This is a genomic window from Pseudomonas sp. BE134 (assembly GCF_031456105.1).
Taxonomy (GTDB): Bacteria; Pseudomonadota; Gammaproteobacteria; order Pseudomonadales; family Pseudomonadaceae; genus Aquipseudomonas.
In genome coordinates, this window is sequence record NZ_JAVDUA010000019.1 from 1 (window position 1) to 24,090 (window position 24,090).

Annotated in this window: 18 protein-coding genes and 1 rRNA gene; 14 read left to right on the top strand and 5 right to left on the bottom strand. The window is 59.5% G+C overall.

The features are described from left to right. From rrf to J2Y56_RS16740, 5 genes are all read left to right on the top strand, one after another. Nucleotides 1–86 (top strand): 5S ribosomal RNA (gene rrf / locus J2Y56_RS16720); the annotation flags it as partial. Nucleotides 87–242: 156 nt separating this feature from the next. Next, complete coding sequence (recC, locus tag J2Y56_RS16725; RefSeq protein ID WP_310351464.1) at nucleotides 243–3,692, top strand: exodeoxyribonuclease V subunit gamma; 3,450 nt, start codon at nucleotides 243–245, stop codon at nucleotides 3,690–3,692. Beyond that, on the top strand, nucleotides 3,692–7,381 hold the full coding sequence (gene recB / locus J2Y56_RS16730; protein ID WP_310351466.1) for an exodeoxyribonuclease V subunit beta: 3,690 nt from the start codon (nucleotides 3,692–3,694) through the stop codon (nucleotides 7,379–7,381). Before recC ends, recB begins: the two co-directional genes overlap by 1 nt. Next, complete coding sequence (gene recD, locus J2Y56_RS16735; protein ID WP_310351467.1) at nucleotides 7,378–9,489, top strand: exodeoxyribonuclease V subunit alpha; 2,112 nt, start codon at nucleotides 7,378–7,380, stop codon at nucleotides 9,487–9,489. Before recB ends, recD begins: the two co-directional genes overlap by 4 nt. A 66-nt stretch (nucleotides 9,490–9,555) precedes the next feature. Then, nucleotides 9,556–10,137, top strand: coding sequence for a hypothetical protein (locus J2Y56_RS16740; protein WP_007946326.1), 582 nt, complete (start codon nucleotides 9,556–9,558; stop codon nucleotides 10,135–10,137). 57 nt (nucleotides 10,138–10,194) lie between these two features. Here the strand turns inward: J2Y56_RS16740 and J2Y56_RS16745 are convergent, their stop codons facing one another. Further along, nucleotides 10,195–11,142: a LysR family transcriptional regulator gene (locus J2Y56_RS16745; RefSeq protein ID WP_007946324.1), complete on the bottom strand. Its 948-nt coding sequence runs from the start codon at nucleotides 11,140–11,142 to the stop codon at nucleotides 10,195–10,197. 150 nt (nucleotides 11,143–11,292) lie between these two features. Between J2Y56_RS16745 and J2Y56_RS16750 the strand changes: the two genes are divergently transcribed. Both J2Y56_RS16750 and mmsB read left to right on the top strand, forming a co-directional pair. Further along, complete coding sequence (locus tag J2Y56_RS16750) at nucleotides 11,293–12,819, top strand: CoA-acylating methylmalonate-semialdehyde dehydrogenase (RefSeq protein WP_310351470.1); 1,527 nt, start codon at nucleotides 11,293–11,295, stop codon at nucleotides 12,817–12,819. A gap of 10 nt (nucleotides 12,820–12,829) precedes the next feature. After that, nucleotides 12,830–13,717, top strand: coding sequence for a 3-hydroxyisobutyrate dehydrogenase (mmsB, locus tag J2Y56_RS16755; protein WP_310351472.1), 888 nt, complete (start codon nucleotides 12,830–12,832; stop codon nucleotides 13,715–13,717). A 193-nt stretch (nucleotides 13,718–13,910) separates the two neighbouring features. Here the strand turns inward: mmsB and J2Y56_RS16760 are convergent, their stop codons facing one another. Continuing rightward, the gene (locus J2Y56_RS16760) at nucleotides 13,911–14,255 is read right to left on the bottom strand and encodes a cupin domain-containing protein (RefSeq protein ID WP_007946320.1); all 345 of its coding nucleotides are present in this window, start codon (nucleotides 14,253–14,255) and stop codon (nucleotides 13,911–13,913) included. 111 nt (nucleotides 14,256–14,366) lie between these two features. Beyond that, nucleotides 14,367–15,248, bottom strand: a complete 882-nt coding sequence (locus J2Y56_RS16765) for a LysR substrate-binding domain-containing protein (RefSeq protein ID WP_310334358.1) — start codon at nucleotides 15,246–15,248, stop codon at nucleotides 14,367–14,369. Nucleotides 15,249–15,454: 206 nt separating this feature from the next. Here J2Y56_RS16765 and J2Y56_RS16770 point away from each other — a divergent pair, with 206 nt between their 5' ends. Then, complete coding sequence (locus J2Y56_RS16770; protein ID WP_310334355.1) at nucleotides 15,455–16,219, top strand: sulfite exporter TauE/SafE family protein; 765 nt, start codon at nucleotides 15,455–15,457, stop codon at nucleotides 16,217–16,219. On the opposite strand, the gene J2Y56_RS16775 is transcribed toward J2Y56_RS16770, so the two are convergent. After that, the gene (locus J2Y56_RS16775; RefSeq protein WP_007946316.1) at nucleotides 16,209–16,523 is read right to left on the bottom strand and encodes a putative quinol monooxygenase; all 315 of its coding nucleotides are present in this window, start codon (nucleotides 16,521–16,523) and stop codon (nucleotides 16,209–16,211) included. The two genes, J2Y56_RS16770 and J2Y56_RS16775, sit on opposite strands and share 11 nt — an antisense overlap. Nucleotides 16,524–16,684: 161 nt before the next feature. Here J2Y56_RS16775 and J2Y56_RS16780 point away from each other — a divergent pair, with 161 nt between their 5' ends. The 6 genes from J2Y56_RS16780 to J2Y56_RS16805 all read left to right on the top strand — a co-directional run bounded on the left by J2Y56_RS16780 (nucleotide 16,685) and on the right by J2Y56_RS16805 (nucleotide 22,892). After that, nucleotides 16,685–17,275, top strand: a complete 591-nt coding sequence (locus tag J2Y56_RS16780) for an NAD(P)H-dependent oxidoreductase (protein WP_007946314.1) — start codon at nucleotides 16,685–16,687, stop codon at nucleotides 17,273–17,275. A 58-nt stretch (nucleotides 17,276–17,333) separates the two neighbouring features. Next, nucleotides 17,334–18,245 (top strand): LysR family transcriptional regulator, encoded by a 912-nt coding sequence (locus tag J2Y56_RS16785; protein WP_007946312.1) that lies wholly within the window; start codon nucleotides 17,334–17,336, stop codon nucleotides 18,243–18,245. Nucleotides 18,246–18,348: 103 nt separating this feature from the next. Next, a complete protein-coding gene (locus J2Y56_RS16790) occupies nucleotides 18,349–19,242 on the top strand; it encodes an NAD-dependent epimerase/dehydratase family protein (protein WP_310351475.1) in 894 nt (297 codons plus the stop codon). Nucleotides 19,243–19,437: 195 nt separating this feature from the next. Continuing rightward, nucleotides 19,438–20,883, top strand: a complete 1,446-nt coding sequence (locus J2Y56_RS16795) for a SulP family inorganic anion transporter (RefSeq protein ID WP_310351478.1) — start codon at nucleotides 19,438–19,440, stop codon at nucleotides 20,881–20,883. Nucleotides 20,884–20,945: 62 nt separating this feature from the next. Continuing rightward, nucleotides 20,946–22,403, top strand: coding sequence for an amidohydrolase family protein (locus J2Y56_RS16800; protein WP_007946309.1), 1,458 nt, complete (start codon nucleotides 20,946–20,948; stop codon nucleotides 22,401–22,403). A gap of 120 nt (nucleotides 22,404–22,523) precedes the next feature. Beyond that, nucleotides 22,524–22,892, top strand: a complete 369-nt coding sequence (locus tag J2Y56_RS16805) for a glyoxalase superfamily protein (protein ID WP_007946308.1) — start codon at nucleotides 22,524–22,526, stop codon at nucleotides 22,890–22,892. A 4-nt stretch (nucleotides 22,893–22,896) separates the two neighbouring features. Here the strand turns inward: J2Y56_RS16805 and J2Y56_RS16810 are convergent, their stop codons facing one another. Beyond that, nucleotides 22,897–23,925: an AraC family transcriptional regulator gene (locus J2Y56_RS16810; protein WP_310351481.1), complete on the bottom strand. Its 1,029-nt coding sequence runs from the start codon at nucleotides 23,923–23,925 to the stop codon at nucleotides 22,897–22,899. Between the last annotated feature and the right edge of the window lie 165 nt (nucleotides 23,926–24,090).

A 24,090-nucleotide genomic window follows, 5' to 3' on the forward strand; every position in this document is an offset into this window, starting at 1 on the left:
GATCCCATCCCGAACTCAGCAGTGAAACGATGCATCGCCGATGGTAGTGTGGGGTTTCCCCATGTGAGAGTAGGTCATCGTCAAGATTAAATTCCGAAACCCCTATCTGCGTATGCAGGTAGGGGTTTTGTTTTGTCCGCAGGAAAGTTCGTGCAGCATTACTGAGCAGCTCTTGGCTGTCACCGTCTCCCGACAATGCTAAGGTTCGGCCCTAGCATTTGTATTTTTCCAAGGAAGCTTTTATGCCGGACGCCACGTCGCTCAATGCTGCTTTTATGGTGGTTCAAAGCAACAGTTTGAATGAACTGCGCAGCCTGGTGATTAGCGTAATGCGGCGTTATCCACTGGCGCCCCTGGAAAATGAAATTGCTCTGGTGCAGAGCAATGGCATCGCGCAGTGGCTTAAGTTGGCACTGGCCGAAGATCCGGAAGAAGATGACATGGGCGGCTGCGGTATTGCTGCAGCTATTGACGTGCAGTTACCTGGTAGCTTCATGTGGCAGCTTTATCGCATGGTCCTTGGACGGGATGAAATCCCGGTCAAATCATTGCTCGATAAAGCTCCGCTGACTTGGCGTTTGATGCGCCTCCTTCCGCAACTGATCAACCAGCCACACTTCGAGCCGCTGCAACGCTTCCTGACCCATGACACTGATTTGCGTAAGCGCTATCAATTGGCTGAGCGACTGGCGGATCTGTTCGACCAATACCAGGTCTACCGGGCCGACTGGCTCGAAGACTGGGCAGAAGGTCGTCACCAACTCCGCAACGGCAGAGGCGAAGCCAAGCCCCTGGCCCCGGCGAACTGCTGGCAGGCGGAATTATGGCGAGCGCTGTTGCTGGATGTGGGTGAGGAAGGCATGGCGCAAAGCCGTGCCGGTGTTCATCAGCGGTTTATCGAACGCATCAACAGCCTCGACGTCGCCCCCAGCGGATTGCCTTCACGGGTGATCGTTTTCGGGATTTCTTCACTGCCCGCTCAAGCCCTCGAAGCACTTGCCGGACTGGCCCGTTTCAGCCAGGTTCTGCTGTGTGTGCATAACCCATGTCGTTACCATTGGGCCGACATCGTCGCCGATAAAGACCTGCTGCGGCATCAATACAAGCGTCAGGCCCGCAAAAGCGGAATGCCTGTTGTGCTCGATCCGCAAACGCTCCACCAGCATGCTCATCCGCTACTGGCTGCCTGGGGTAAACAGGGGCGGGACTACATCAATCTTCTCGACAGCTATGACGATCCCAACAGCTATAGCTCCGCATTTCGTGACGGACGCATTGACCTGTTCAGCGATACCCAGCCAAAGAATCTGCTCAATCAATTGCAGGACGACATTCTCGAGTTGCGTCCACTGAGCGAGACGCGAGACTGCTGGCCAGCCGTCGATCTGGAGCAGGACGAGTCGATCCGTTTTCACATCGCCCATAGTGCCCAGCGTGAAGTTGAGATCCTCCATGATCAGTTGCTCGCGCGCTTCAGTGCTGATCCGGACCTCAGGCCCCGCGACATCATCGTGATGGTCCCGGACATCGACAGTTATGCACCGCATATTCGCGCGGTATTCGGTCAGCTTGAGCGCCACGATCCACGTTTCATTCCGTTCACGCTGGCGGATCAAGGCCAGCGTGGTCGCGATCCCCTGCTGATTGCTGTCGAACACCTGCTCAAACTCCCCGATAGCCGTTTTCCCGTCAGTGAGATTCTCGACTTGCTGGACGTTCCTGCATTACGTGCCCGTTTTGGCGTTGAGGAGCGAGACCTGCCGACGCTGCATCGCTGGATCGAAGGTGCGGGCATTCGCTGGGGAATGAATGCCGAGCAACGAGCGGGTTTGGGATTGCCTGAAGCGCTGGAGCAAAACAGTTGGCGATTCGGCCTGCGCCGGATGCTGCTGGGTTATGCCGTGGGCAGCGCCAACGCGTGCGAAGGCATCGAGCCTTACGACGAAATTGGCGGTCTGGATGCCGCGCTCATCGGACCTTTGGTGGCCCTTCTGGATGCGCTGGAGATTGCCCACCAGGAACTGACTCAACCTGCACCGCCCAAACAGTGGGGTGTGCGTCTGCAAGCACTGGTGCAACTATTCTTCCAAGCCAGCAACGAGCACGACGACTACTTGCTGGCCCAGCTGGAAGAGTTACGCGAAACCTGGCTCGACACCTGTGAGTCCGTCGGTTTACAGGACGATTTGACGTTAACCGTGGTACGGGAAGCCTGGCTGGCCGGGCTGGATCAAGGCCGCCTGTCCCAGCGTTTTCTGGCCGGTGCAGTCAACTTCTGCACCTTGATGCCGATGCGGGCGATTCCGTTCAAACGGGTCTGTCTGCTGGGCATGAACGACGGCGACTATCCGCGTGCGCAACCACCGCTGGATTTCGATCTCATGGGCAGTGACTACCGTCCCGGTGATCGATCTCGCCGCGAAGATGACCGTTATCTTCTTTTGGAAGCACTGTTGTCGGCCCGGGATCAACTCTATATCAGCTGGGTTGGCCGAAGCATTCGGGATAACAGCGAACGCCCGGCCTCCGTGCTGATCGGCCAATTGCGGGACCATCTCGCCAGCGGCTGGCGACTGCGCGATGAGGGCAAGGACCTGCTAGAGGCCATGACTCAGGAACACCCATTGCAACCTTTCAGCGCTCGCTACTTTCATGAAGGTGACGCGCTTTTCAGCTATGCCAATGAGTGGCAGGTACTTCATCGCGTCACTGATCAGGTGGCTGACGGTGAAGTACTTGAGGCTTACGTGCAGGAGGAGCCGCTGAGCCTCGGTCAATTGCAGGATTTCGTGCGCAATCCCGTGCGACATTTTTTCAGCCAGCGGCTCAAGGTATTTTTCGAAGCGGCTGAAGTGCCGTTAGCCGATGAAGAACCATTTGTCCTCGATGCGCTGCAACGCTATACCCTCAGCGACAGTCTGCTTGCAGCGGCTCTGGGACGCATTGAACACGCCGATCAGGCACTTGAAGACCAGGCCACACGCTTGCAAAACAGTGGGCTGTTGCCCATGGCCGGTTTCGGCGAATGCCTTCAGCGTGAGTTGATCGAACCGCTGCCGGATCTGGTGCGGCGTTATCAACAACTCCTGGCGTTATGGCCGACACCGCTTACCAGCGCTCTGCCGGTGAATCTTGAATTGGAAGGACTGCGTCTGGAAGGTTGGCTCAGTGGTCTGCACCAGCGTGCAGACGGAGGTTTGCTGTCGGTCACGACCATCCCCAATAGCATTGGCTCAATTAAAACCCGCAAATGGCATCGCTTGACGCGTCCTTGGGTCAATCACCTGGTTGCCTGCGCCAGCGGCATACCGATAACCACCGGGCTGGTGGCCAGCGACGACAGCCTGCTACTGGAGCCGCTGGAGAAGGGCGCCGCACTTGAAATCCTGGGGCATCTCCTGCAAGCCTGGCGCGCCGGCATGCGTCAGCCACTGCCGATTGCAGTAAAAACCGCCTTCGCCTGGCTTGGCCAGACCGATCCGCTGAAAGCCGAAGCCGCTGCCCGGAAAGCCTATGAAGGCGATGGTCAGACTACTGATGGAGAGCGCCGCGAAAGCCCTGCACTCACCCGGCAGTTTGCTGATTACGATGCACTGCTCGCTGACGAAACATTCCCCGACTGGTGCAACGCGTTGTACAAACCGATGCTTGAAGCCCCCTGGCGTTCACTGACCAGCGAGGAGGCTCGTTGATGACCACAAAAACGCCTCTGGCGCTGGCATTCCCCCTGCGCGGCAGCCAACTGATCGAAGCCAGCGCCGGGACCGGCAAGACCTTCACCATTTCCGCGCTTTATCTGCGCCTTGTACTGGGTCACGGGAATGACGCGAGTGGTTACGGGCGTGAACTGTTGCCGCCGCAAATCCTCGTTGTGACCTTCACCGATGCGGCCACCAAAGAGTTACGTGAACGTATACGTACACGCCTGGCCGAAGCCGCGCGGTTCTTCCGTGAGGAGACGACGGCGCCGGATGGCCTGATTGCCGAACTGCGTGATCAGTACGACCCCCAACAGTGGTCAGGTTGTGCAAATCGTCTGGACATCGCCGCGCAATGGATGGATGAGGCAGCCGTCTCAACCATCCACAGTTGGTGTCAGCGCATGCTGCGTGAGCATGCGTTCGACAGCGGCAGCTTGTTTACCCAGACCCTGGAAACCGATCACAGCGATTTGTTGGGCGAAGTCCTGCGCGATTACTGGCGATTGTTTTGTTACCCGATGCAAGGCGATGCGCTGAATTGGGTGCGCAACAATTGGGGCGGTCCGGCGGCATTGCTGCCGCGCGTGCGCGGTTTGTTCGCCAGCGAGCGCGACAGTGTTGAAGGAAAAGAACCGGCAGAGCTGATCAACGAATGTTTGCAGGAGCGACGTAGCGCGCTGCTCGAACTCAAGATGCCTTGGCGCCAATGGGCGGACGAGCTGCTGCTCATCTGTCATCAAGGCGTAACGAGCAAGAGTGTCGACGGTCGAAAAATGCAGGCGCGCTACTTCGAGCCCTGGTTCGAAAAAATCAAAGCCTGGGCCGAAGATGAAGCACTTGAGCAACTGGACATCGGCACCGGCTTCATTCGTCTGACGCCCGATGGCATGGCCGAAGCCTGGAAGGGCGAAGCACCCCGTCATCCAGGATTGGAGGCGATGCCCGGTCTCAAGGCCAGCCTCGACGGACTGCCGACCCCCGATGCTGCCGTTCTGCAACATGCCGCCCATTGGGTTGGAACACGCTTCGAGGAAGAAAAACGCCGCCGCGCGGAGATGGGCTTCGATGACATGCTGCTGCGCCTGGATGCCGCCTTGCAATCCGAGGGTGGTGAGCGCTTGGCGACCTTGATTCGTGAGCAGTTCCCGGTCGCGTTGATCGACGAGTTCCAGGACACCGACCCGGTGCAATACCGGATCTTCGAAAGCATCTATCGCATCGAGGACAACAATCCGGAATGCGGCTTGTTCCTCATTGGTGACCCGAAGCAGGCGATCTATGCTTTTCGTGGCGCCGACATTTACACCTACCTGCGCGCCCGTCAGGCCACTACCGGTCGACTGCATACGCTGGGCACAAATTTCCGCTCCAGCCACGGCATGGTCAGTGCGGTGAATCATGTTTTCGAACGCGCCGAGTCTCGTGAGCTGGGGCGCGGAGCCTTCCTGTTTCGGGAAAAAAATGGCGAAAACCCCGTGCCGTTTCTACCCGTCGAGTCCCAGGGCCGTAAAGAGGTTTTGCGCGTAGAGGGGGAAGTGGTCCCGTCCCTGAATATCTGGCATTTGTCCGCAGAGCAACCCCTGTCCGGTGCTGTGTACCGACAACAACTGGCTGCTGCCTGCGCCAGTGAAATCACGGCACTGCTCAACGGTGGACAGCAAGGGCGGGCGGGGTTTGTCGAGGCTGGCAAGGACTTCAGAGGTCTGCTCCCGGCGGATATCGCGATCCTTGTCCGCGATGGCAAAGAAGCTCAAGCGGTGCGAGGCGAACTCTCGGCCCGAGGTGTGCGTAGCGTTTATCTGTCGGACAAGGACTCGGTGTTCGCCGCACAAGAAGCTCACGATGTGCTGACCTGGCTCAAGGCCTGTGCCGAGCCCGATGTCGAGCGGCCTCTGCGAGCCGCGTTGGCCTGCATCACGCTGAATCTGTCGCTGGCTGAACTGGAGCGTTTGAATCAGGACGAGCTGGCCTGGGAAGCTCGGGTCATGCAATTCCGTGGCTATCGCGAACTCTGGCGCAAGCAAGGTGTGCTGCCGATGCTGCGACGTTTGCTGCATGACTTCCAGCTCCCGCAGGCATTGATTGCGCGCAGCGACGGTGAGCGAATACTGACCAATCTGCTGCACCTGTCCGAATTGCTGCAGCAGGCAGCGGCCGAGCTCGACGGCGAGCAGGCGCTGATTCGTCATTTGTCCGAGCATCTGGCGTTGTCCGGTCAGGCCGGCGAAGAGCAGATCCTGCGCCTGGAAAGCGACGAACAACTGGTCAAGGTTGTGACCATTCACAAGTCCAAGGGCCTTGAGTATCCCTTGGTGTTCCTGCCTTTCATTTGTTCGGCGAAACCGGTGGATGGCAGTCGTCTGCCGCTGCATTACCACGACGAAAACGGCAAGGCTCAGGTGACCCTCAAGCCGACTGCCGAGTTGATTGCCCTGGCCGATGATGAGCGTCTGGCCGAGGATCTGCGCTTGCTGTATGTCGCCCTGACTCGCGCGCAACATGCGTGCTGGCTCGGCGTGACGGATCTCAAACGCGGCAATAACAGCAGTTCGGTGTTGCACCTGTCGGCGTTGGGTTACTTGTTGGGGGGCGGATTGCCATTGGCCGAAACGGTAGGCTTGAAGCGCTGGCTGGAAGACTTGCAGCAGGACTGCCCCACGCTGACCTACGCTGAAATGCCGTCAGCCACCGCCGAGCACTACCGGCCGCCGCAAAATCAGGCGACCTTGCTCGCGCTGCGCGTCCCCAAACGCAAGGCCAGTGAAAACTGGTGGATCGCCTCGTACAGTGCCCTGCGCATTGGTGACCGTTTGAGTGTGGGCAGTGACGAAGCGCCGGAAAGCCCGCAAGCGCAAAAGCTCTTCGACGATGAACGCCTTGATCCGCACGCTCCACGAGAAGTGGCGGCCGGTGGCGGTGATATCCATCGATTCCCCCGAGGCCCCAACCCCGGCACCTTTCTCCATGGTTTGCTGGAATGGGCCGGCGACGAAGGTTTTGCCGCCACCCCACAAGCGGTAGAAGACGCGATTGCCCGACGCTGCAACCGCCGTGGCTGGGAAGGCTGGATCACCACGCTGAGCGATTGGCTGCAACATTTACTCAAGTCGCCACTGCACCTCGGCAGTGGGTCGGCACCGGTGATTTTCGAGCAACTGACCCAGTACCGCGTCGAGATGGAGTTCTGGTTTGCCAGCCATAAAGTCGACGTGCTCAAACTGGATGAACTGGTGTGCCAACACACCCACAACGGCGTTGCCCGAGTGGCGGCCGAACCGGTCTTGCTCAACGGCATGTTCAAGGGCTTTATCGACCTCACCTTCGAGCACGAAGGTCGCTACTACGTTGCCGACTACAAATCCAACTGGCTGGGTGTTGATGACGCGGCCTACACCGAACCGGCCATGGAGCAGTCGATTCTCGACAACCGCTATGACCTGCAATATGTGTTGTACCTGCTCGCCTTGCACCGGCAACTCAAGGCGCGGCTTGTCGACTACGATTACGACCGGCATGTCGGCGGTGCGGTCTACCTGTTCCTGCGGGGTTCGCGTGCCGCCACCCAAGGTGCGTATTTCGCCCGTCCACCCAAAGAACTGATCGAGCGACTGGACCGTATGTTCCAGGGCAAGCCAGAACCGAAGGCCGAACCCGCGTGGGAACAGGGAGTACTGCTATGAGTCGCACCTTCGCCGATTTGCTGCCCACACCCTTGGCGGCCGAAAGCCTGGCGGAACTGGCGCCGTTGAGTCGTGCCGATGACCTGCTGCTGTTACTGACGCGCTGGGTTGAACGCGGCTGGTTGCGAGCGCTGGACAAGGCCTTTGTCGCCTTCCTCCACGAACTCGCCCCCGACGATGATCCGTTGGTGTTGCTCGCTGCTGCGCTGACCAGTCACCAACTGGGCCACGGTCATGTGTGTCTGGATCTGTTCGAGACGCTGAAAGAACCGGATTTCGCCCTGTCGCTGCCCCCTGAAGGTGATCTGCACAGTAGTGGCGCGATGGTATTGCCTTCGCAATTGCTGGAAGCGTTGGACGGTGCCCATTGGTGCAAGGTATTGGCCTCCAGCAATCTGGTGGCGCTGGCCGCAGACGGTCGTGAATCCGCGCAATCTCGGCCTCTGGTTTTATCCGGCAAGCGCCTGTACCTGCGCCGCTACTGGGCTTACGAAAGACGCATCGACGATGCCTTGCGCCTGCGCTTGGCTGAACACGAAACGACGCCGGATGATTTACCCCAACGATTGACCGGTTTGTTCGGTTCCGCCAAAACCGGTGAAGTGATCGACTGGCAGAAACTCGCCTGTGCCCTGGCCACTCGCAGTGCGTTCAGCATCGTGACCGGCGGCCCGGGAACCGGCAAGACCACCACCGTCGTGCGTTTGCTGGCCTTGCTCCAGGCGCCCGCCGTGGAAGCCGGCAAACCCCTGCGCATCCGGCTTGCCGCACCCACCGGGAAAGCGGCGGCCCGGCTCACGGAGTCGATCAGCCAACAGGTCCGGACCCTGGCCGTCACCGAGTCGGTTCGCGGCCAGATCCCCTCTGATGTCACCACCGTGCACCGTTTGCTGGGTAGTCGTCCCGGCACACGACACTTCCGCCATCACGCGGGTAATCGATTGCCACTGGATGTGCTGGTGGTGGACGAAGCATCGATGATCGACCTGGAAATGATGGCCAACCTGCTGGACGCGATGCCGGCCCACGCGCGGTTGGTGTTGTTGGGGGATAAGGATCAGCTGGCATCGGTGGAGGCCGGCGCTGTTTTGGGCGATTTGTGCCGGGATGCCGAGGCGGGTTGGTACAGCCCGCAGACTCGCCAGTGGCTGGAAGCGGTCAGTGGTGAAAGCCTGGAGGCCAGTGGTTTGCAGGCCGACACCCTGGGCACTCATCCACTCGCCCAGCAAGTGGTCATGCTGCGCCATTCGCGCCGGTTCGGTGAGGGCAGCGGCATTGGACAATTGGCGCGCTGGGTCAACCAGCAACAACCTGAACACGCCCGCAAGTTATTGGCCGCTCGAAGCCACGACGATGTGTTTTCCCTGCCGCTCAAGGGTGAGCAAGACCGGGCGCTGGAGCGCTTGTTGCTCGAAGGCCATGGTGAAGGGCCGCAAGGCTATCGCCACTATTTGAATATTCTGCGCAGGCTGCGGCCAGCGCTCGACAGCCCGCTCGACGATGCAGGCTGGACCGAATGGGCGCGAGAGGTGTTGCAAGCCTTCGACGCTTTCCAGTTGCTGTGTGCCGTCCGTAAAGGGCCATGGGGCGTGGAGGGGTTGAATCAGCGAGTGACCGCCGCGTTGCTCAAGGCCCGACTGATCGACAGCGATCAGCAGTGGTACGAAGGGCGCCCCGTGTTGATGACCCGTAACGACTATGGCCTGGGGTTGATGAACGGCGACATCGGCATCGCCCTCAAACTGCCGGAACGTGAGGGACCCGACGCCGGCAAACAGGTGCTGCGCGTGGCGTTCCCACGCAATGATGGTCAGGGCGGCGTACGTTTTGTCCTGCCGAGTCGGCTCAACGATGTCGAAACCGTCTATGCCATGACCGTGCACAAATCCCAGGGCTCGGAATTTGCCCATACCGCGCTGATTCTGCCGGACGCCCTGAACCCGGTGCTCACCAAGGAACTGATCTACACCGGGATCACCCGGGCCAAGCACTGGTTCACCTTGATCGAGCCACGTGCCGGCGTCTTCGAAGAGGCCGTGCGGCGCAAGGTCAAGCGCTTGAGCGGGTTGATGCTGGAGCTCGAAGAGGGGATTGCACCAAGCCCTTGACGCCAGATTGCCCCTTTTCCACTACACTGTTGATGACATCTGTTTCCTGCATTGGAGACGCGCAGCATGGCTGAGGAAGGCAAGCAATCGATCACTATCAAGGCTATGGCCTACTTGGCTGGCGGCTTTCTTGTCGTCTTGGTATCTGCCACGAAGCTACTGGACACTTACTTCGAGATGACGCTGTTGCCTGACGCCAAAGTCTGGTTGTTAGGTGTGTGGGACTGGCTGCTGTTAGAAACGGCAATGCCGAATTGGTCACTGCTGATGATTACCGTGGCTTTAACCAGCATTGTGACTGTAGCGTTTTACTACTACCGCACCGCTGACGAACCCTACAGCGAGTTACATGAGATAGAGCGAAAAATTTACAAAACCAACAACCCTCAGTTTCCACGGTTGACCGATAACCAAACGCTGCTGATGGAAGCTTTGGCCTATCATGCAAACTTCAGAAAGGTTGCAAATCTAGACTCCATTTGCAAACTTGTCTCGCTCGGCAAGTTGGAAGTTGAGGACGGTCTAAAGCAACTACAAGTTAAACGTCTTGTGAGGCAAAAAGTAACCCGGGGTACGTTCGGTGCCACCATTTTCGAACTTACCCTGGCAGGTAAGGACTATGCGTTAGAGCGACTTGAGTTAACGTAATAGAACACCGGACACCTATTTACGTTACGGTTCCGCTACCTGATTCCGTGAAGATTCTTAGTCGGCAAACAACATCTCCCGGCTTTCCCCCATCAACAGGCCCTGATTCTGTTCAGTGACCGAGCGGATGTAATCCCACAACAAGGTGATCCGCTTGAGCTTGCGCAGGTCTTCGCGGCAGTACATCCAGAATTGCCGCGTAATGTTGATCTCTTGCGGCAACACCGGCAGCAGCCGTAGGTCCTGAGCCGCGAGGAAGCACGGCAGAATTGCAAGCGACCGCCCTTGCTGCGCCGCCACGAATTGCGCGATCACGCTGGTGCTGCGCAAATTGGCGCTGGCGCCGGGCAGCACATTCGCCAGGTACAACAGCTCTGAGCTGAATGCCAGATCGTCGACATAACTGATGAATGAATGCTTGCCCAAGTCTGCCGGGCGGCGGATGGGTGGGTGTTTGTCCAGATAGTCCTGGGTCGCGTAGAGCTGTAATTTGTAGTCGCAGAGTTTGCAGCAGACGTACGGGCCATGCTCCGGGCGCTCCAGGGCGATGACGATGTCCGCCTCGCGCTTGGACAGGCTGATGAAGTGCGGCAGCGGCAGGATGTCCACCGAGATCGCCGGATAGGCGTCGACGAAATGGCTCAGCTGCGGGGTGATGAAAAAGCTGCCGAAGCCTTCGGTGCAGCCCATGCGCACATGCCCGGATAACGCGACCCCGGACCCCGAAACCTGCTCGCAAGCCATATGCAGCGTGCTTTCAATCGACTCGGCATAACCGAGCAACCGCTGGCCTTCGGCGGTCAGGACAAAACCGCTGGTCCGGGATTTCTCGAACAGCAACGTGCCCAACGCCGCTTCCAGCGAGCTGATACGCCGCGACACGGTGGTGTAGTCGACCGCCAGGCGCTTGGCTGCGGTGCTGGCCTTGCGGGTGCGGGCGACTTCAAGGAAAAACTTGAGGTCATCCCAGTTCAGCGAGCCTAAAGACGTGATGTTTTTTTGCATGATGGACCGGCTTTTATGTGCGTTCTTATTAGAAGTTTGCACATCTATACTCCAAAAACAGCCCCATAACCAATTCGCAACACACGTCTCATCACAAGGCGACTTTCTCGCCTTGGCTCCCAAGATAAAAACAAGCATCCGGAGACCCACATGAACGCATCGCTCACGCCTAACGAAACCACCGTGCAGAAGGTCAAGCTGTTGATCGACGGCCAGTGGGTCGAATCCAAGTCCACCGAGTGGCATGACATCGTCAACCCGGCGACTCAGCAAGTGTTGGCCAAGGTGCCGTTTGCGACCACCGAAGAAGTCGACGCCGCGATCAGCGCTGCCCATCGTGCCTTCCAGACCTGGAAGCTGACGCCGATCGGCGCGCGGATGCGCATCATGCTCAAGCTCCAGGCGCTGATTCGTGAACACTCCAAGCGTATCGCCGTGGTGCTGAGTGCCGAACAGGGCAAAACCATCGCCGACGCTGAAGGCGACATTTTCCGTGGCCTGGAAGTGGTCGAGCACGCCTGCTCCATCGGCAGCCTGCAAATGGGCGAGTTTGCCGAGAACGTGGCCGGCGGTGTCGACACCTACACCCTGCGTCAACCCATCGGCGTGTGCGCGGGCATCACCCCGTTCAACTTCCCGGCGATGATTCCGCTGTGGATGTTCCCCATGGCCATCGCCTGCGGCAACACCTTCGTGCTCAAACCGTCCGAACAGGACCCGATGTCGACCATGCTCCTGGTGGAACTGGCCATCGAGGCCGGCGTTCCGGCGGGCGTCCTTAACGTCGTGCATGGCGGCAAGGAAGTGGTTGACGCACTCTGCACGCACAAAGACATCAGGGCGGTTTCCTTCGTCGGCTCGACCGCCGTCGGTACTCACGTCTACGACCTGGCCGGCAAGCACGGCAAGCGCGTGCAATCGATGATGGGCGCGAAGAACCACGCCGTGGTGCTGCCGGATGCCAATCGCGAACAAGCGCTGAATGCCCTGGTCGGCGCCGGTTTTGGCGCAGCGGGTCAACGCTGCATGGCCACCTCCGTGGTGGTATTGGTGGGCGCGGCCAAGCAATGGCTGCCGGACTTGAAAGCGCTGGCGCAGAAACTGACCGTGAATGCCGGCAGCGAGCCAGGCACCGATGTCGGCCCGGTGATCTCGAAAAAAGCCAAGGCGCGCATTCTCGATCTGATCGAAAGCGGCATCAAGGAAGGCGCCAAACTGGAACTGGACGGTCGCGAGATCACGGTTCCGGGTTACGAGAAGGGCAACTTCGTTGGCCCGACCTTGTTCTCCGGCGTGACCACCGACATGCAGATCTACACCCAGGAAATTTTTGGCCCGGTGCTGGTGGTGCTGGAAGTGAATACGCTCGACGAAGCGATTGCGCTGGTCAACGCCAACCCGTTCGGCAACGGTACAGGCCTGTTCACCCAGAACGGTGCGGCGGCGCGCAAATTCCAGAACGAAATCGACGTCGGTCAGGTTGGCATCAACATCCCGATTCCTGTGCCAGTCCCGTTCTTCAGTTTCACCGGTTCGCGCGGCTCCAAGCTCGGCGACCTCGGCCCGTATGGCAAGCAAGTGGTGCAGTTCTACACTCAGACCAAGACCGTCACCAGTCGCTGGTTCGATGACGACAGCGTCAACGACGGTGTGAACACCACCATCAACTTGCGTTAAGGAGCCGGACATGAAAATCGCTTTTATCGGTCTCGGCAACATGGGCGCCCCGATGGCGCGCAACCTGATCAAGGCGGGTCACGCCTTGCGTCTGGTTGATCTGAACAAAACCGTGCTGGCAGAGCTTGAGCAACTGGGCGGCAGCATCAGCGCTTCGGCCCGTGAAGCGGCGCAAGGCGCGGAACTGGTGATCACTATGCTCCCGGCCGCTGTACATGTGCGCAGCGTGTGGCTGGGTGAAGACGGCGTTCTCGCCGGTATCGGCCAAGGTGTACCGGCCGTGGATTGCAGCACCATTGATCCACAGACGGCGCGCGATGTAGCCGCCGCGGCTGCCAAGCAAGGCGTGGCCATGGCCGATGCGCCAGTCTCTGGCGGCACCGGCGGTGCAGCCGCCGGCACGTTGACGTTTATGGTCGGCGCCACCCCGGAACTGTTCGCCACCCTGCAACCGGTGTTGGCGCAAATGGGCCGCAACATCGTCCATTGTGGTGAAGTCGGCACCGGGCAAATCGCCAAGATCTGCAACAACCTGCTGTTGGGGATTTCCATGGTTGGCGTCAGCGAAGCCATGGCGCTGGGTGATGCCCTGGGAATCGACACGACTGTGCTGGCCGGGATCATCAACAGTTCCACCGGGCGTTGCTGGAGTTCGGAGATGTACAACCCATGGCCGGGCATCGTCGAAACGGCGCCGGCCTCGCGCGGTTATACCGGAGGCTTCGGTGCTGAACTGATGCTCAAGGATCTGGGGCTGGCCACGGAAGCGGCTCGTCAGGCGCACCAGCCGGTGGTGCTCGGCGCGGTGGCCCAGCAGTTGTATCAGGCGATGAGCCTGCGCGGGGAAGGGGGCAAGGACTTCTCGGCGATCATCAATAGCTATCGCAAACCGCAGTAAAAGAGCGGCTGCGAGAAGCCTGCATTGAAATGAAGACCTGTGGGAGCGAGCCTGCTCGCGAAGAGGGTGTGTCAGTCGACATAGATGTTGGATGACACACCGCATTCGCGAGCAGGCTCGCTCCCACAGTGACTGCATTTATCTGGAGACATTTACCGGGAGATCACATCGTGTGATCTCCCGGTTTTTTGCATCAGGCAAACACGAAATACTTGCGCACGGTTTCAACCACCTCCCACGTGCCTTTCATTCCCGGCTCGATGACGAAAATGTCGCCGGCACGCAAATGGATCGGCTCCTTTCCTTCGGGGGTGATGATGCAGTAGCCCTCGCGGAAATCGCAGTATTCCCACTTCACGTATTCGACATACCACTTGCCCGGCGTGCAGATCCAGGTACCCATGATCTTGCTGCCGTCTTCACTGGTGTAGGCGTTGAGGTTGACGGTGTGCGGGTCGCCTTCGAGTTTTTCCCATTTGCAGGCGTCAAGCACCGGCAGTGGATGAGTATCGCGAAGGACAGTAATCGGTGCGGTCATGTGGACTCCGGGCAGTGGGTTCAGGAACTGAAGTCGCACCCTATAGCGCCCGTGCACCGGTCAGTTGTCTGAACTCGACATCGAGGTGTCCAGAAACGCTCGATCCCGCGACTAAAGGGTCAAGGCGTGTAACAAGGCCTTCGCATAGCCGGGCAGCGCTTCAAAGTCCCGGGCGCAGAGCAGCAGTTTGCGTTGCGCCCAAGGTTCTTGCAGATCCCTGCACTTGAAAGGTGGTTCCCCCGGCCAGCGCTCGACGGCGGCCAGGGGCACGATTGCCATCCCGGCACCGCGGGCGACCATGCGCATCACGCCCTCGAAACCGTCAGTGCGGATGCGGATTTGCAGGCGTGAGCCGATGTGCAGGGCCTGTTCTTCGAGGTACACCGCGAGGGCGCTGTTGGCGTTCAGTCCTATGTAATGGTGGTGCAGGGTGTCGCTGAAACTTAAGGATTCACTGTCGGCCAACGGGTGATCTCGCGGCAGTATCAGCACCAGCGGATCGTCGCGAAAGGCGCGGGTCTGCAAGTCATCGGTGTCCACGGCGTCGGATACGATGCCGAGGTCTGCCGCGCCCTGGCGCAAGGCGTGGGTGATGCGCGCGCTGGGCAGCTCTTGCAGATCGATGTCGAGGTTTGGGTGTTCGTGCAGAAAGTCGGCGAGCAGCTCCGGCAGGTACTCGGTGATCGCCGTGGTATTGCACAACAGCCGCACCTGACCTTTGACGCCCTTGGCGTATTCGGCCAGGTCCTGTTGCATGCGTTCGGCTTGTTGCAGCAGCGCCCGGGCGTGTTTCGCCAAGGCTTTGCCCGCCGAGGTCGGCGTGACACCGCGCCGGCCACGCAGCAGAAATTCGATGCCGAACGAAGCCTCCATGGTGCGGATTCTCGCACTCGCTGCTGCCAGTGACAGATGACTGCGCGCGGCACCGGCGGTGATGTTGCCGCTGTCGAGGATGTTCAGGTAGAGGCGCAGGTCGGTCAGGTCGAAGTGCATGCTTAGTCCCAAGCTCGTTCCCACGCTCTGCGTGGGAATGCCTCAATGGACACTATGCGTCCGCTTCGGCAAGTGACGCGGAGCGTCACGGGCTGCATTCCCACGCAGAGCATGGGAACGATCAAGTCTCAGCCTCTTGCTTTGAAAGAGGCTGCCTCAGTATATGGCAGATTTTCACGAGGCCAATCCAGGCTCAGGATAGCCCCATGAATACACTCGCCGCGTTCTATCAAAACCTCGGACTAGCCTTATCTTTGCTGGTCATCGTCACCTTCATGCTGGCCGGTATCATCAAAGGGGTCATCGGCCTCGGCTTGCCAACCATCGCCATGGGGCTGCTGGGGCTGGCTATGGCCCCGTCGCAGGCTGCCGCGCTGTTGATCATCCCGGCAACGCTCACCAATGTCTGGCAATTGGCATTTGGTGGACATTTACGCGGGTTGATCAAGCGTCTATGGCCAATGCTGCTGGCCATCTTCTTCGGCACCGGCGTGGGCACGCTCTGGATCGGCATGGCCGGAGGTCATTGGGTGGTACGGGGGTTGGGCGCTGCGTTGTTGCTCTATTCGCTGAGTGGTTTGTTCCTGCCAACCTTGCGCGTGGGCAGTCGTACCGAAGACTGGCTCGGTCCGCTGTGCGGCGTACTGACAGGCGTCATCACCTCGGTCACTGGCGTCTTTGTGATTCCGGCTGTGCCTTATCTGCAAGCGCTCGGTTTGAGCAAGGACGAACTCGTGCAGGCGCTGGGCTTGTCGTTCACCGTTTCGACCCTGGCGCTGGCGGCCGGCCTTTGGTGGCGCGACGCCCTGGGTGGAGGTGAGTTGAGCGCGTCGTTGCTGGCGCTGATCCCGGCAGTGCTCGGCATGTGGCTGGGCCAATGGCTGCGTCAGCGGATCAGCGCCGCATTGTTCAAGCGTGTGTTCCTCATCGGCCTCGGCGTGCTCGGCGGCCACTTGCTGATCAGCGGATAGCGGACGACGGGCTGAGCATGTCGATGGCGCGGATTTCGAAGTCCCGTTCCAGGTATTCATCACGCTGTTCGAGAAAGTGCTTCATATGCGGCAGGTTCGAGTGCACGTCCAAGTGGGCCTGGGACTGCCAGATCTCGTAGAAGATAAACAGCGTCGGGTCGTGTTTGTCGCGCAGCATGTGGTACTCGATGCACCCGGGCTCGGCGCGGCTCGCTTTCACATAGCCGCGGAAAAACGCTTCGAAGGCGTCGGATTTTTCCGGGCGCGTCTTGGCGTGCAGGATGAAGCCTTGCAATTCACTCATCAGAAACCTCCTCAAATTAAGAATCGGCGCAAGTCTATGGCAACAATCACCTATTGATTCGTGCGTATTGGTCAAAAGGTTTTTGCGCATTCGGGGCTTATTCCGCGCGAAGCCAATCGCTAACCTGCCGCCATCCAATTTCTGACCTTCCGAGATTTCTCATGAAAAAAGTCCTGTTGCTCAATGGCGGCAAAAAATTCGCCCACTCTGACGGCCGCTACAACGCCACCCTGCATGAAGCCGCGTTGAGCGTATTGGACCGTGGCGGCCTGGATGTGAAAGCCACCTTCATCGACGAGGGGTATGACGTCGCCGAAGAAGTCGCCAAATTTCTGTGGGCCGACGTGATCATTTATCAAATGCCGGGCTGGTGGATGGGCGCGCCGTGGACCGTGAAAAAGTACATCGACGAAGTTTTCACCGAAGGTCATGGCAGCCTCTACGCCAGTGATGGCCGCACCCGTTCCGATGCGTCGCAGAAGTACGGCAGCGGCGGACTGGTGCAGGGCAAGCAATACATGTTGTCGCTGACCTGGAACGCGCCGCAGCAAGCGTTCGACGATCCGACCGACTTCTTCGAGGCCAAAGGCGTGGACGCGGTGTACTTCCCGTTCCACAAGGCCAACGAGTTCCTTGGCATGACCGGGTTGCCGACATTCCTCTGCGTGGACGTGATGAAGCGCCCGAACATTGAAGCCGATGTGGCGCGCTATGAGCAGCATTTGACCGAGGTGTTTGGCCTGTCCGCGTGAGGTTCCATTTGCCCCGCATCCAGCTACTATCAAGCCAGTTTTTGAATGAGGGGCCGCTGTGAAAGCCAGATCCGATGAGTTGCAGATTTTCGTCTGCGTGATTGAGTGCGGGTCGATTTCCGCGGCGGCCGAACAGGTCGGGCAAACCCCCTCGGCGGTCAGTCGCACGCTGTCACGGTTGGAGGCGAAGCTCGATACCACGCTGATCAACCGCACCACACGGCGCATGGACCTGACCGAGGAGGGCAAGTACTTCTTCGAGCACGCCAAGCGGATTCTCGATCAGATGGACGAACTCGAAGAGCGCCTCAGCTCACGTCAGCAAACTCCGTCCGGGCGCTTGCGGATCAACGCCGCTTCACCGTTCATGCTGCACGCCATCGTGCCGTACATTGACGAATTCCGCAGGCTCTACCCGGACATCCAGCTGGAACTCAACAGCAACGATTTGATCATCGATCTGCTGGAGCAAAGCACCGACATCGCCATTCGCATTGGCACGCTTTCCGACTCGACCCTGCATGCACGCTCCTTGGGTTGCAGCCCGCTGCACATCGTCGCCAGCCCGGCTTATCTTGAACAACAGGGTACGCCACGGGCGGTTGCGGATTTAAGTGAGCACGCGTTGCTGGGGTTTACCCATAACGAAGGCCTTAACCAATGGCCGTTGCGCTCGGTGCATGGTGATCGCTGGCCGATCGAGGCGTCGATCAGTGCCTCCAGCGGCGAGACCATCCGGCATCTGGCGCTGGAAGGCCAGGGCATTGCCTGCCTGTCGCACTACATGACCATCGACGACATTCGCGCCGGGCGATTGCAGATGCTGCTGGCGGACTTCAACAGCGGCTATCGCCAGCCGATCAACGCGGTGTACTACCGTAACTCGCAACTGGCCCTGCGAATTCAGTGCTTTCTGGACTTCATGCAGGGCAAGCTGGCGGCTTATGCGAATTCAGACTTCAAGGGCTGATTCGTGATTCCTGCGCAAGAGTGAATTGGGTCAGAGGGGATTTTTCATCAGTGATCACTCCTCGATACTCGTTGCATCACTTATTCACGCAGGGAGTTTCTCCATGAACGTATTCGTAACCGGCGCAGCGGGTTTCATCGGCGGCTCCATCTCCACCGGCCTGATCCGGGCGGGCCACAAGGTCACCGGCCTCGTTCGCAGCCAGGAACAAGCCGATGAACTGAGCGCGTTGGGCATCACCCCGGTGATCGGCACGCTCGACGACAGCGCACTGCTGGCCGAACAGGCTCGCGCTGCCGATGCGGTGATCAACGCCGCCAGCAGCGACCATCGCGGCGCGGTGGAAGCCTTGCTCAGTGCCTTGCGCGGCTCCAACAAAGTGTTCCTGCACACCAGCGGTTCGAGCATCGTCGGCGATGCCTCGGGCGGAAAAACCAGCGACGTTATCTATTTCGAAGACAAGCTGCCGGAACCGACCGTCGACAAGGCCGCTCGCGTGGCCATCGACAACCTGATCCTCGCAGCAGCGAAAGACGGCGTGAATTCGGCCGTGATCTGCAACACCCTGATCTACGGCCACAGCCTGGGCGTCAACCGCGACAGCGTGCAACTGCCACGCTTGCTCAAACAGGCGCGTAAAAGTGGCGTGGTCCGGCATGTCGGTCCGGGGCAGAACATCTGGTCCAACGTGCACATCGAAGACGTGGTGTCCCTGTACTTGTTGGCGCTGACCAAAAACCTGCCCGGCACGTTCTACTTCGTCGAAAGCGGCGAAGCGTCGTTCATCGACATGACCACTGCCATTGCCCAGGCGCTGGAGTTGGACGCGCCGCAAGACTGGCCGTTGAAAGATGCCGAAGCCGAGTGGGGGTACGAAATGGCCAGCTATGGTTTGGGTTCCAATAGCCGGGTGCGGGGGAAAAAGGCGCGTGAGTTGCTGGGTTGGGTGCCGAAGCGGATGTCAGTGATTGAGTGGATTCGGGACGAGATGGTTTGAGTTCGCTTTAGACCGCGTCGCTGCCTTCGCGAGCAGGCTCGCTCCCACAAGGAATTTGTGATCGACGCAAATCCCCTGTGGGAGCGAGCCTGCTCGCGAAGGCATTTCTGAATCCGCATAAACTGGCCGGGCCATCCGCAATTCCGTACCATCCGCGCACTTTCTTCTCGTCACTCCCTGCATGCGGTCCCCTCCATGAAACCAAAACGTCTACGCGCCGATGTCCTGGCCGGGCTCACGACCTCTTTTGCCCTGCTGCCCGAATGCATCGCCTTCGCGCTGGTGGCCCACCTCAATCCACTGATGGGGCTTTACGGGGCGTTTATCATTTGCACCCTGACTGCGCTGTTCGGTGGGCGGCCGGGCATGGTGTCTGGCGCTGCCGGTTCGATGGCCGTGGTGATCGTCGCGCTGGTGGTGCAACACGGCGTGCAGTACTTGCTGGCCACCGTGCTGCTCGGTGGGTTGATCATGTTGGCGTTTGGCATGCTCAAGCTGGGCAAGCTGGTGCGCATGGTCCCGCACCCGGTGATGCTCGGTTTCGTCAACGGCCTGGCGATCATCATTGCCCTGGCGCAACTGGAGCATTTCAAAAGCGGTGACACCTGGCTCAGCGGTACGCCGCTGTACGTGATGACGGGGCTGGTGGCCGTCACCATGGCCATTGTCTACCTGCTGCCGCGTCTCACGCGTGCTGTACCGCCAGCACTGGTGGCGATTCTGGGCGTCGGGCTGGCCGTTTATCTGCTGGGTTTGCCGACCCGTACGCTGGGCGACATGGCGCACATTGCCGGTGGCTTGCCGACCTTTGCACTGCCCGATATTCCCTGGAGCCTTGAAACCCTGCACATCATCGCACCCTACGCGATTTTGATGGCGCTGGTCGGTCTGCTGGAAACCTTGCTGACCCTGAACCTGACCGACGAAATCACCGAGAGCCGTGGCTTCCCCGATCGCGAGTGCGTGGCGCTCGGTGCGGCCAACATGGTCTCTGGCGTGTTCGGCGGCATGGGCGGTTGCGCGATGATCGGCCAGACGGTGATCAACCTCAGTTCCGGTGGGCGTGGGCGGTTGTCCGGGGTAACTGCGGGGGTGATGATTCTGCTGTTCATTCTGTTTCTATCGCCGTTGATCGAACGCATCCCGCGGGCGGCGCTGGTCGGGGTGATGTTTGTGGTGTCCCAGCAAACGTTCGCCTGGGCTTCGCTGCGGGTGCTGAACAAAGTGCCGTTGAACGACGTGTTGGTGATCATTGCCGTGACGGTGATTACCGTGTTCACCGATCTGGCGACTGCGGTGCTGTGCGGGATTATCATCGCGGCACTCAACTTTGCCTGGCAGCAGGCCCGGCAGCTTTACGCCGACAGTCATCTGGAAACCGACGGCAGCAAACTGTACCGGGTGCACGGCACGCTGTTCTTTGCCTCGACGACACCCTTCCTCAATCAATTCGACCCGGCCAATGATCCCGCTCAGGTCACGCTGGATTGCCGTCATCTGAGCTTCGTCGATTACTCGGCCATTGCCGCGCTGAATGCACTGCGCGAACGCTACACCAAGGCCGGCAAGCATCTGCGCGTGCTGCACTTGTCGGAACGCTGCAAGAAACTGCTGAAACGCGCGCGGGTGAGTCACGACTGAGATTGAACGCGACAGGTGTACGATGACCGCGGCGGACGATCCCCTGCCGCTGGGAGACTGACATGATGTACGACACGCTGATTCGCAACGCCCTGATCATCGACGGCAGCAACCGCCCCGGCTACTCCGCCGACGTGGCGATTCTGAACGGTCGCATCGAGCGCATCGGCGACTTGCACGACGCCACTGCCACTGAAGAAATCGACGCTGTCGGTCGCGTGCTGGCGCCGGGTTTCATCGACGTCCACACCCATGACGACACCGTGGTTATCCGCCACCCAGAGATGCTGCCCAAACTCAGCCAGGGCGTGACCACAGTGATCGTCGGCAATTGCGGGATCAGTGCTTCGCCGGTGAGTCTGAAGGGCAATCCACCGGACCCGATGAACCTTCTCGGCACTGCTGCGGCGTTTGTCTATCCCAGGTTCAGCGACTACCGCGCGGCGGTCGAAGCGGCAAACACCACGCTGAACGTCGCCGCACTGGTCGGCCACACCGCGTTGCGCAGCAATCATCTCGATAACCTGTTTCGCACCGCCACGCCGGAAGAAATCAGTGCGATGCGCGAGCAACTGCGAGAAAGCCTTGAGGCTGGCGCGTTGGGTTTGTCCACAGGCCTGGCGTATGCCAGCGCGTTCTCCGCGACCACAGACGAAGTGATGCAACTGACTGAAGAACTGACGGCGTTCGGCGCGGTGTACACCACCCATTTGCGCAGTGAATTTGAACCGGTGCTGGAGGCGATGGACGAGGCGTTTCAGATCGGTCGTCATGCGAAATCCCCGGTCATTATTTCCCACCTGAAATGCGCGGGTGCCGGTAACTGGGGACGCAGTCCGCAACTGCTAGCCTCTCTTGAAAACGCGGCGAAAACCCACCCGGTGGGCTGCGATTGTTATCCCTACGCGGCGAGTTCATCGACGCTGGACCTCAAGCAAGTCACCGATGCTCACCGCATCACCATTACCTGGTCCACGCCGCACCCGCAGATGGGTGGCAGCGACCTGATGGACATTGCCGCCGAGTGGGGCATGTCGTTGCTCGACGCCGCCCGCCAATTGCAACCGGCTGGCGCGGTGTACTACGCAATGGACGAATCAGATGTACGAAGCATCCTCGCGCATCCGCTGTCCATGGTCGGCTCTGACGGATTGCCGGAAGACCCGTTTCCGCATCCGCGCTTGTGGGGCGCATTCCCTCGCGTGCTTGGTCATTTCAGTCGCGATGTCGGACTGTTTCCGCTGCACACCGCCGTACACAAGATGACTGGGCTGTCGGCGGCGCGGTTTGGCTTGAAGGAACGTGGCGAAATCCGCGAAGGGCATTGGGCGGATCTGGTGTTGTTCAATCCGCTGACCATTCGTGACGTGGCGGATTTCAACGACCCGCAACGGGCGGCGGAAGGGATTGACGGGGTGTGGGTCAACGGTGTGTTGAGTTACCGCGATGGGAAAGCGAACGGTAAACGGAAAGGGCGGTTTTTGGCGCGGGAAGGGGATCTGCGTGACGGGTTTCAGTAAGCGTTATTAGTGGTCCGTCACACTAGTGGCACATTGCAATTAAAGAAAGCCGCCGCCAAGCCGAATCGCTGTTATTCGACCCAGCTACAATGGGGGTCTTTTCAGTCAGGGAGTAACTGCATGAGCTTCGGTAAAATCACCCCGATCCTGCGGATTTTCGATGAAGGCAAGGCGTTGGAATTCTACGTCGACTTCCTGGGTTTCAAGGTCGACTGGCAACATCGCTTTGAAGCGAATTTCCCGCTGTACCTGCAAGTCTCCCGTGGCGAGTGCGTGCTGCACCTGTCCGAACACCATGGCGACAGCACGCCGGGTTCGGCACTGCGCATCGAGACGGATGAGCTGGAGGCGTTTCAGCAGCAGCTGATCGCCAAGGAATACACGTTTTCGCATCCACAGATTCAGGCCATGCCGTGGGGCAGTCAGGACATGACCATTGCCGACCCGTTCGGCAATCGGTTGGTGTTCACCAACGCAATCAGCCTCTGAGCTTTCAGCCTTCGTCCGGCACCCGGTGGGTTTGGCGAAACTCGCCCGGGGGCATCCCGCGCCGGCTTTTGAACGTACGGTGAAACGAGCGGGGTTCGGTGAAACCCAAGTACTGGGCGATGTCCTGAATCGGCAGCGTGCTGTTGAGCAGGTAATGCTCGGCCAGCTCCTGACGCAGGTCATCGAGGATTTGCTGGTACGACGTGCCGGCCTGATGCAACTGGCGTTGCAGCGTACGCACCGACACGGTGAGCTGCTCGGCCACTTGCTCCTTGCGCGGCAGACCTTCCTTGAGCAATTGACGCAGGATGCTTTTGACCCGCTGTTCCAGCGATGCGTCCTCCAGTGTGGCCATCAACCCCATGGCATGTTCTTCCAGGGTGCGCAGCAATTGCGCATCGGCCTGGCGCAAGGGCAACTGCAAATACGGCAATGGGACAATCAGTGCCGAATAAGGCTGGTCGAACAGCACCGGACAGTCGAAGAATTGCTCGTACTGCGTCAGCGCAGTCTCGGCTGGGCGTGGATGTTCCAGCCAGACGGCAGCCGGCGACATCTGTGTATCAGCGATCCAGCGCGCGTATTGCAGCCAGGAGCCGAGCACGTTTTCCACCAGGTGCCGGCGGATACGCGGGCGTTGATAGCGACATGTCCAGATCAGGTGCACGTCGCTGTCCTGCACCTCGGTGCGGCTGACACCCATGTCTCCCACCAGTTTCTCGAACGGCATGATGCGGCTCATGGCATCGCCCAGTGTCGCGCAGTTCATGGTGATGTAACCCAGCACGCTCCAGGAGTTGGGTAACACAAAACGCGCGGCGTTGAGCCCGAACAACGGATCGCCCGAGTGTTCGCAGAAATAATCGAGCAGCCGTTCATGGGCTTCACCCGGCAACCGCAGGCTGTTGTCACTCAACTGCTGCGCCTGCAACCCGGCAGCCGCCAACGCAGGCTCGATGGCCACGCCCAGTTGTTCGGCATGGCGCAGGTATTTGAGCAACGGCGGAACGGAAGTGAAGCCCAGGGATTGCATGATCGTCTTCCTTTGATCAGGCCCGCGTGCGCGGATGAATGCGCTGAAAGGTAATTTGAAACCACGGCTAAAGTAAATGGCTGACGCCTGCGCGACGTTTGACTCAATTGGCTACTCGAACTGGCCGGATGCGACCGTGACACTTTCGGGCAGCTGACTAGTATG

Coding starts and splice junctions, on each gene's coding strand:
- recC (WP_310351464.1), top strand. CDS start 243: ATGCCGGACGCCACGTCGCTCAATGCTGCTTTTATGGTGGTTCAAAGC.
- recB (WP_310351466.1), top strand. CDS start 3,692: ATGACCACAAAAACGCCTCTGGCGCTGGCATTCCCCCTGCGCGGCAGC.
- recD (WP_310351467.1), top strand. CDS start 7,378: ATGAGTCGCACCTTCGCCGATTTGCTGCCCACACCCTTGGCGGCCGAA.
- J2Y56_RS16740 (WP_007946326.1), top strand. CDS start 9,556: ATGGCTGAGGAAGGCAAGCAATCGATCACTATCAAGGCTATGGCCTAC.
- J2Y56_RS16745 (WP_007946324.1), bottom strand. CDS start 11,142: ATGCAAAAAAACATCACGTCTTTAGGCTCGCTGAACTGGGATGACCTC.
- J2Y56_RS16750 (WP_310351470.1), top strand. CDS start 11,293: ATGAACGCATCGCTCACGCCTAACGAAACCACCGTGCAGAAGGTCAAG.
- mmsB (WP_310351472.1), top strand. CDS start 12,830: ATGAAAATCGCTTTTATCGGTCTCGGCAACATGGGCGCCCCGATGGCG.
- J2Y56_RS16760 (WP_007946320.1), bottom strand. CDS start 14,255: ATGACCGCACCGATTACTGTCCTTCGCGATACTCATCCACTGCCGGTG.
- J2Y56_RS16765 (WP_310334358.1), bottom strand. CDS start 15,248: ATGCACTTCGACCTGACCGACCTGCGCCTCTACCTGAACATCCTCGAC.
- J2Y56_RS16770 (WP_310334355.1), top strand. CDS start 15,455: ATGAATACACTCGCCGCGTTCTATCAAAACCTCGGACTAGCCTTATCT.
- J2Y56_RS16775 (WP_007946316.1), bottom strand. CDS start 16,523: ATGAGTGAATTGCAAGGCTTCATCCTGCACGCCAAGACGCGCCCGGAA.
- J2Y56_RS16780 (WP_007946314.1), top strand. CDS start 16,685: ATGAAAAAAGTCCTGTTGCTCAATGGCGGCAAAAAATTCGCCCACTCT.
- J2Y56_RS16790 (WP_310351475.1), top strand. CDS start 18,349: ATGAACGTATTCGTAACCGGCGCAGCGGGTTTCATCGGCGGCTCCATC.
- J2Y56_RS16795 (WP_310351478.1), top strand. CDS start 19,438: ATGAAACCAAAACGTCTACGCGCCGATGTCCTGGCCGGGCTCACGACC.
- J2Y56_RS16800 (WP_007946309.1), top strand. CDS start 20,946: ATGATGTACGACACGCTGATTCGCAACGCCCTGATCATCGACGGCAGC.
- J2Y56_RS16805 (WP_007946308.1), top strand. CDS start 22,524: ATGAGCTTCGGTAAAATCACCCCGATCCTGCGGATTTTCGATGAAGGC.
- J2Y56_RS16810 (WP_310351481.1), bottom strand. CDS start 23,925: ATGCAATCCCTGGGCTTCACTTCCGTTCCGCCGTTGCTCAAATACCTG.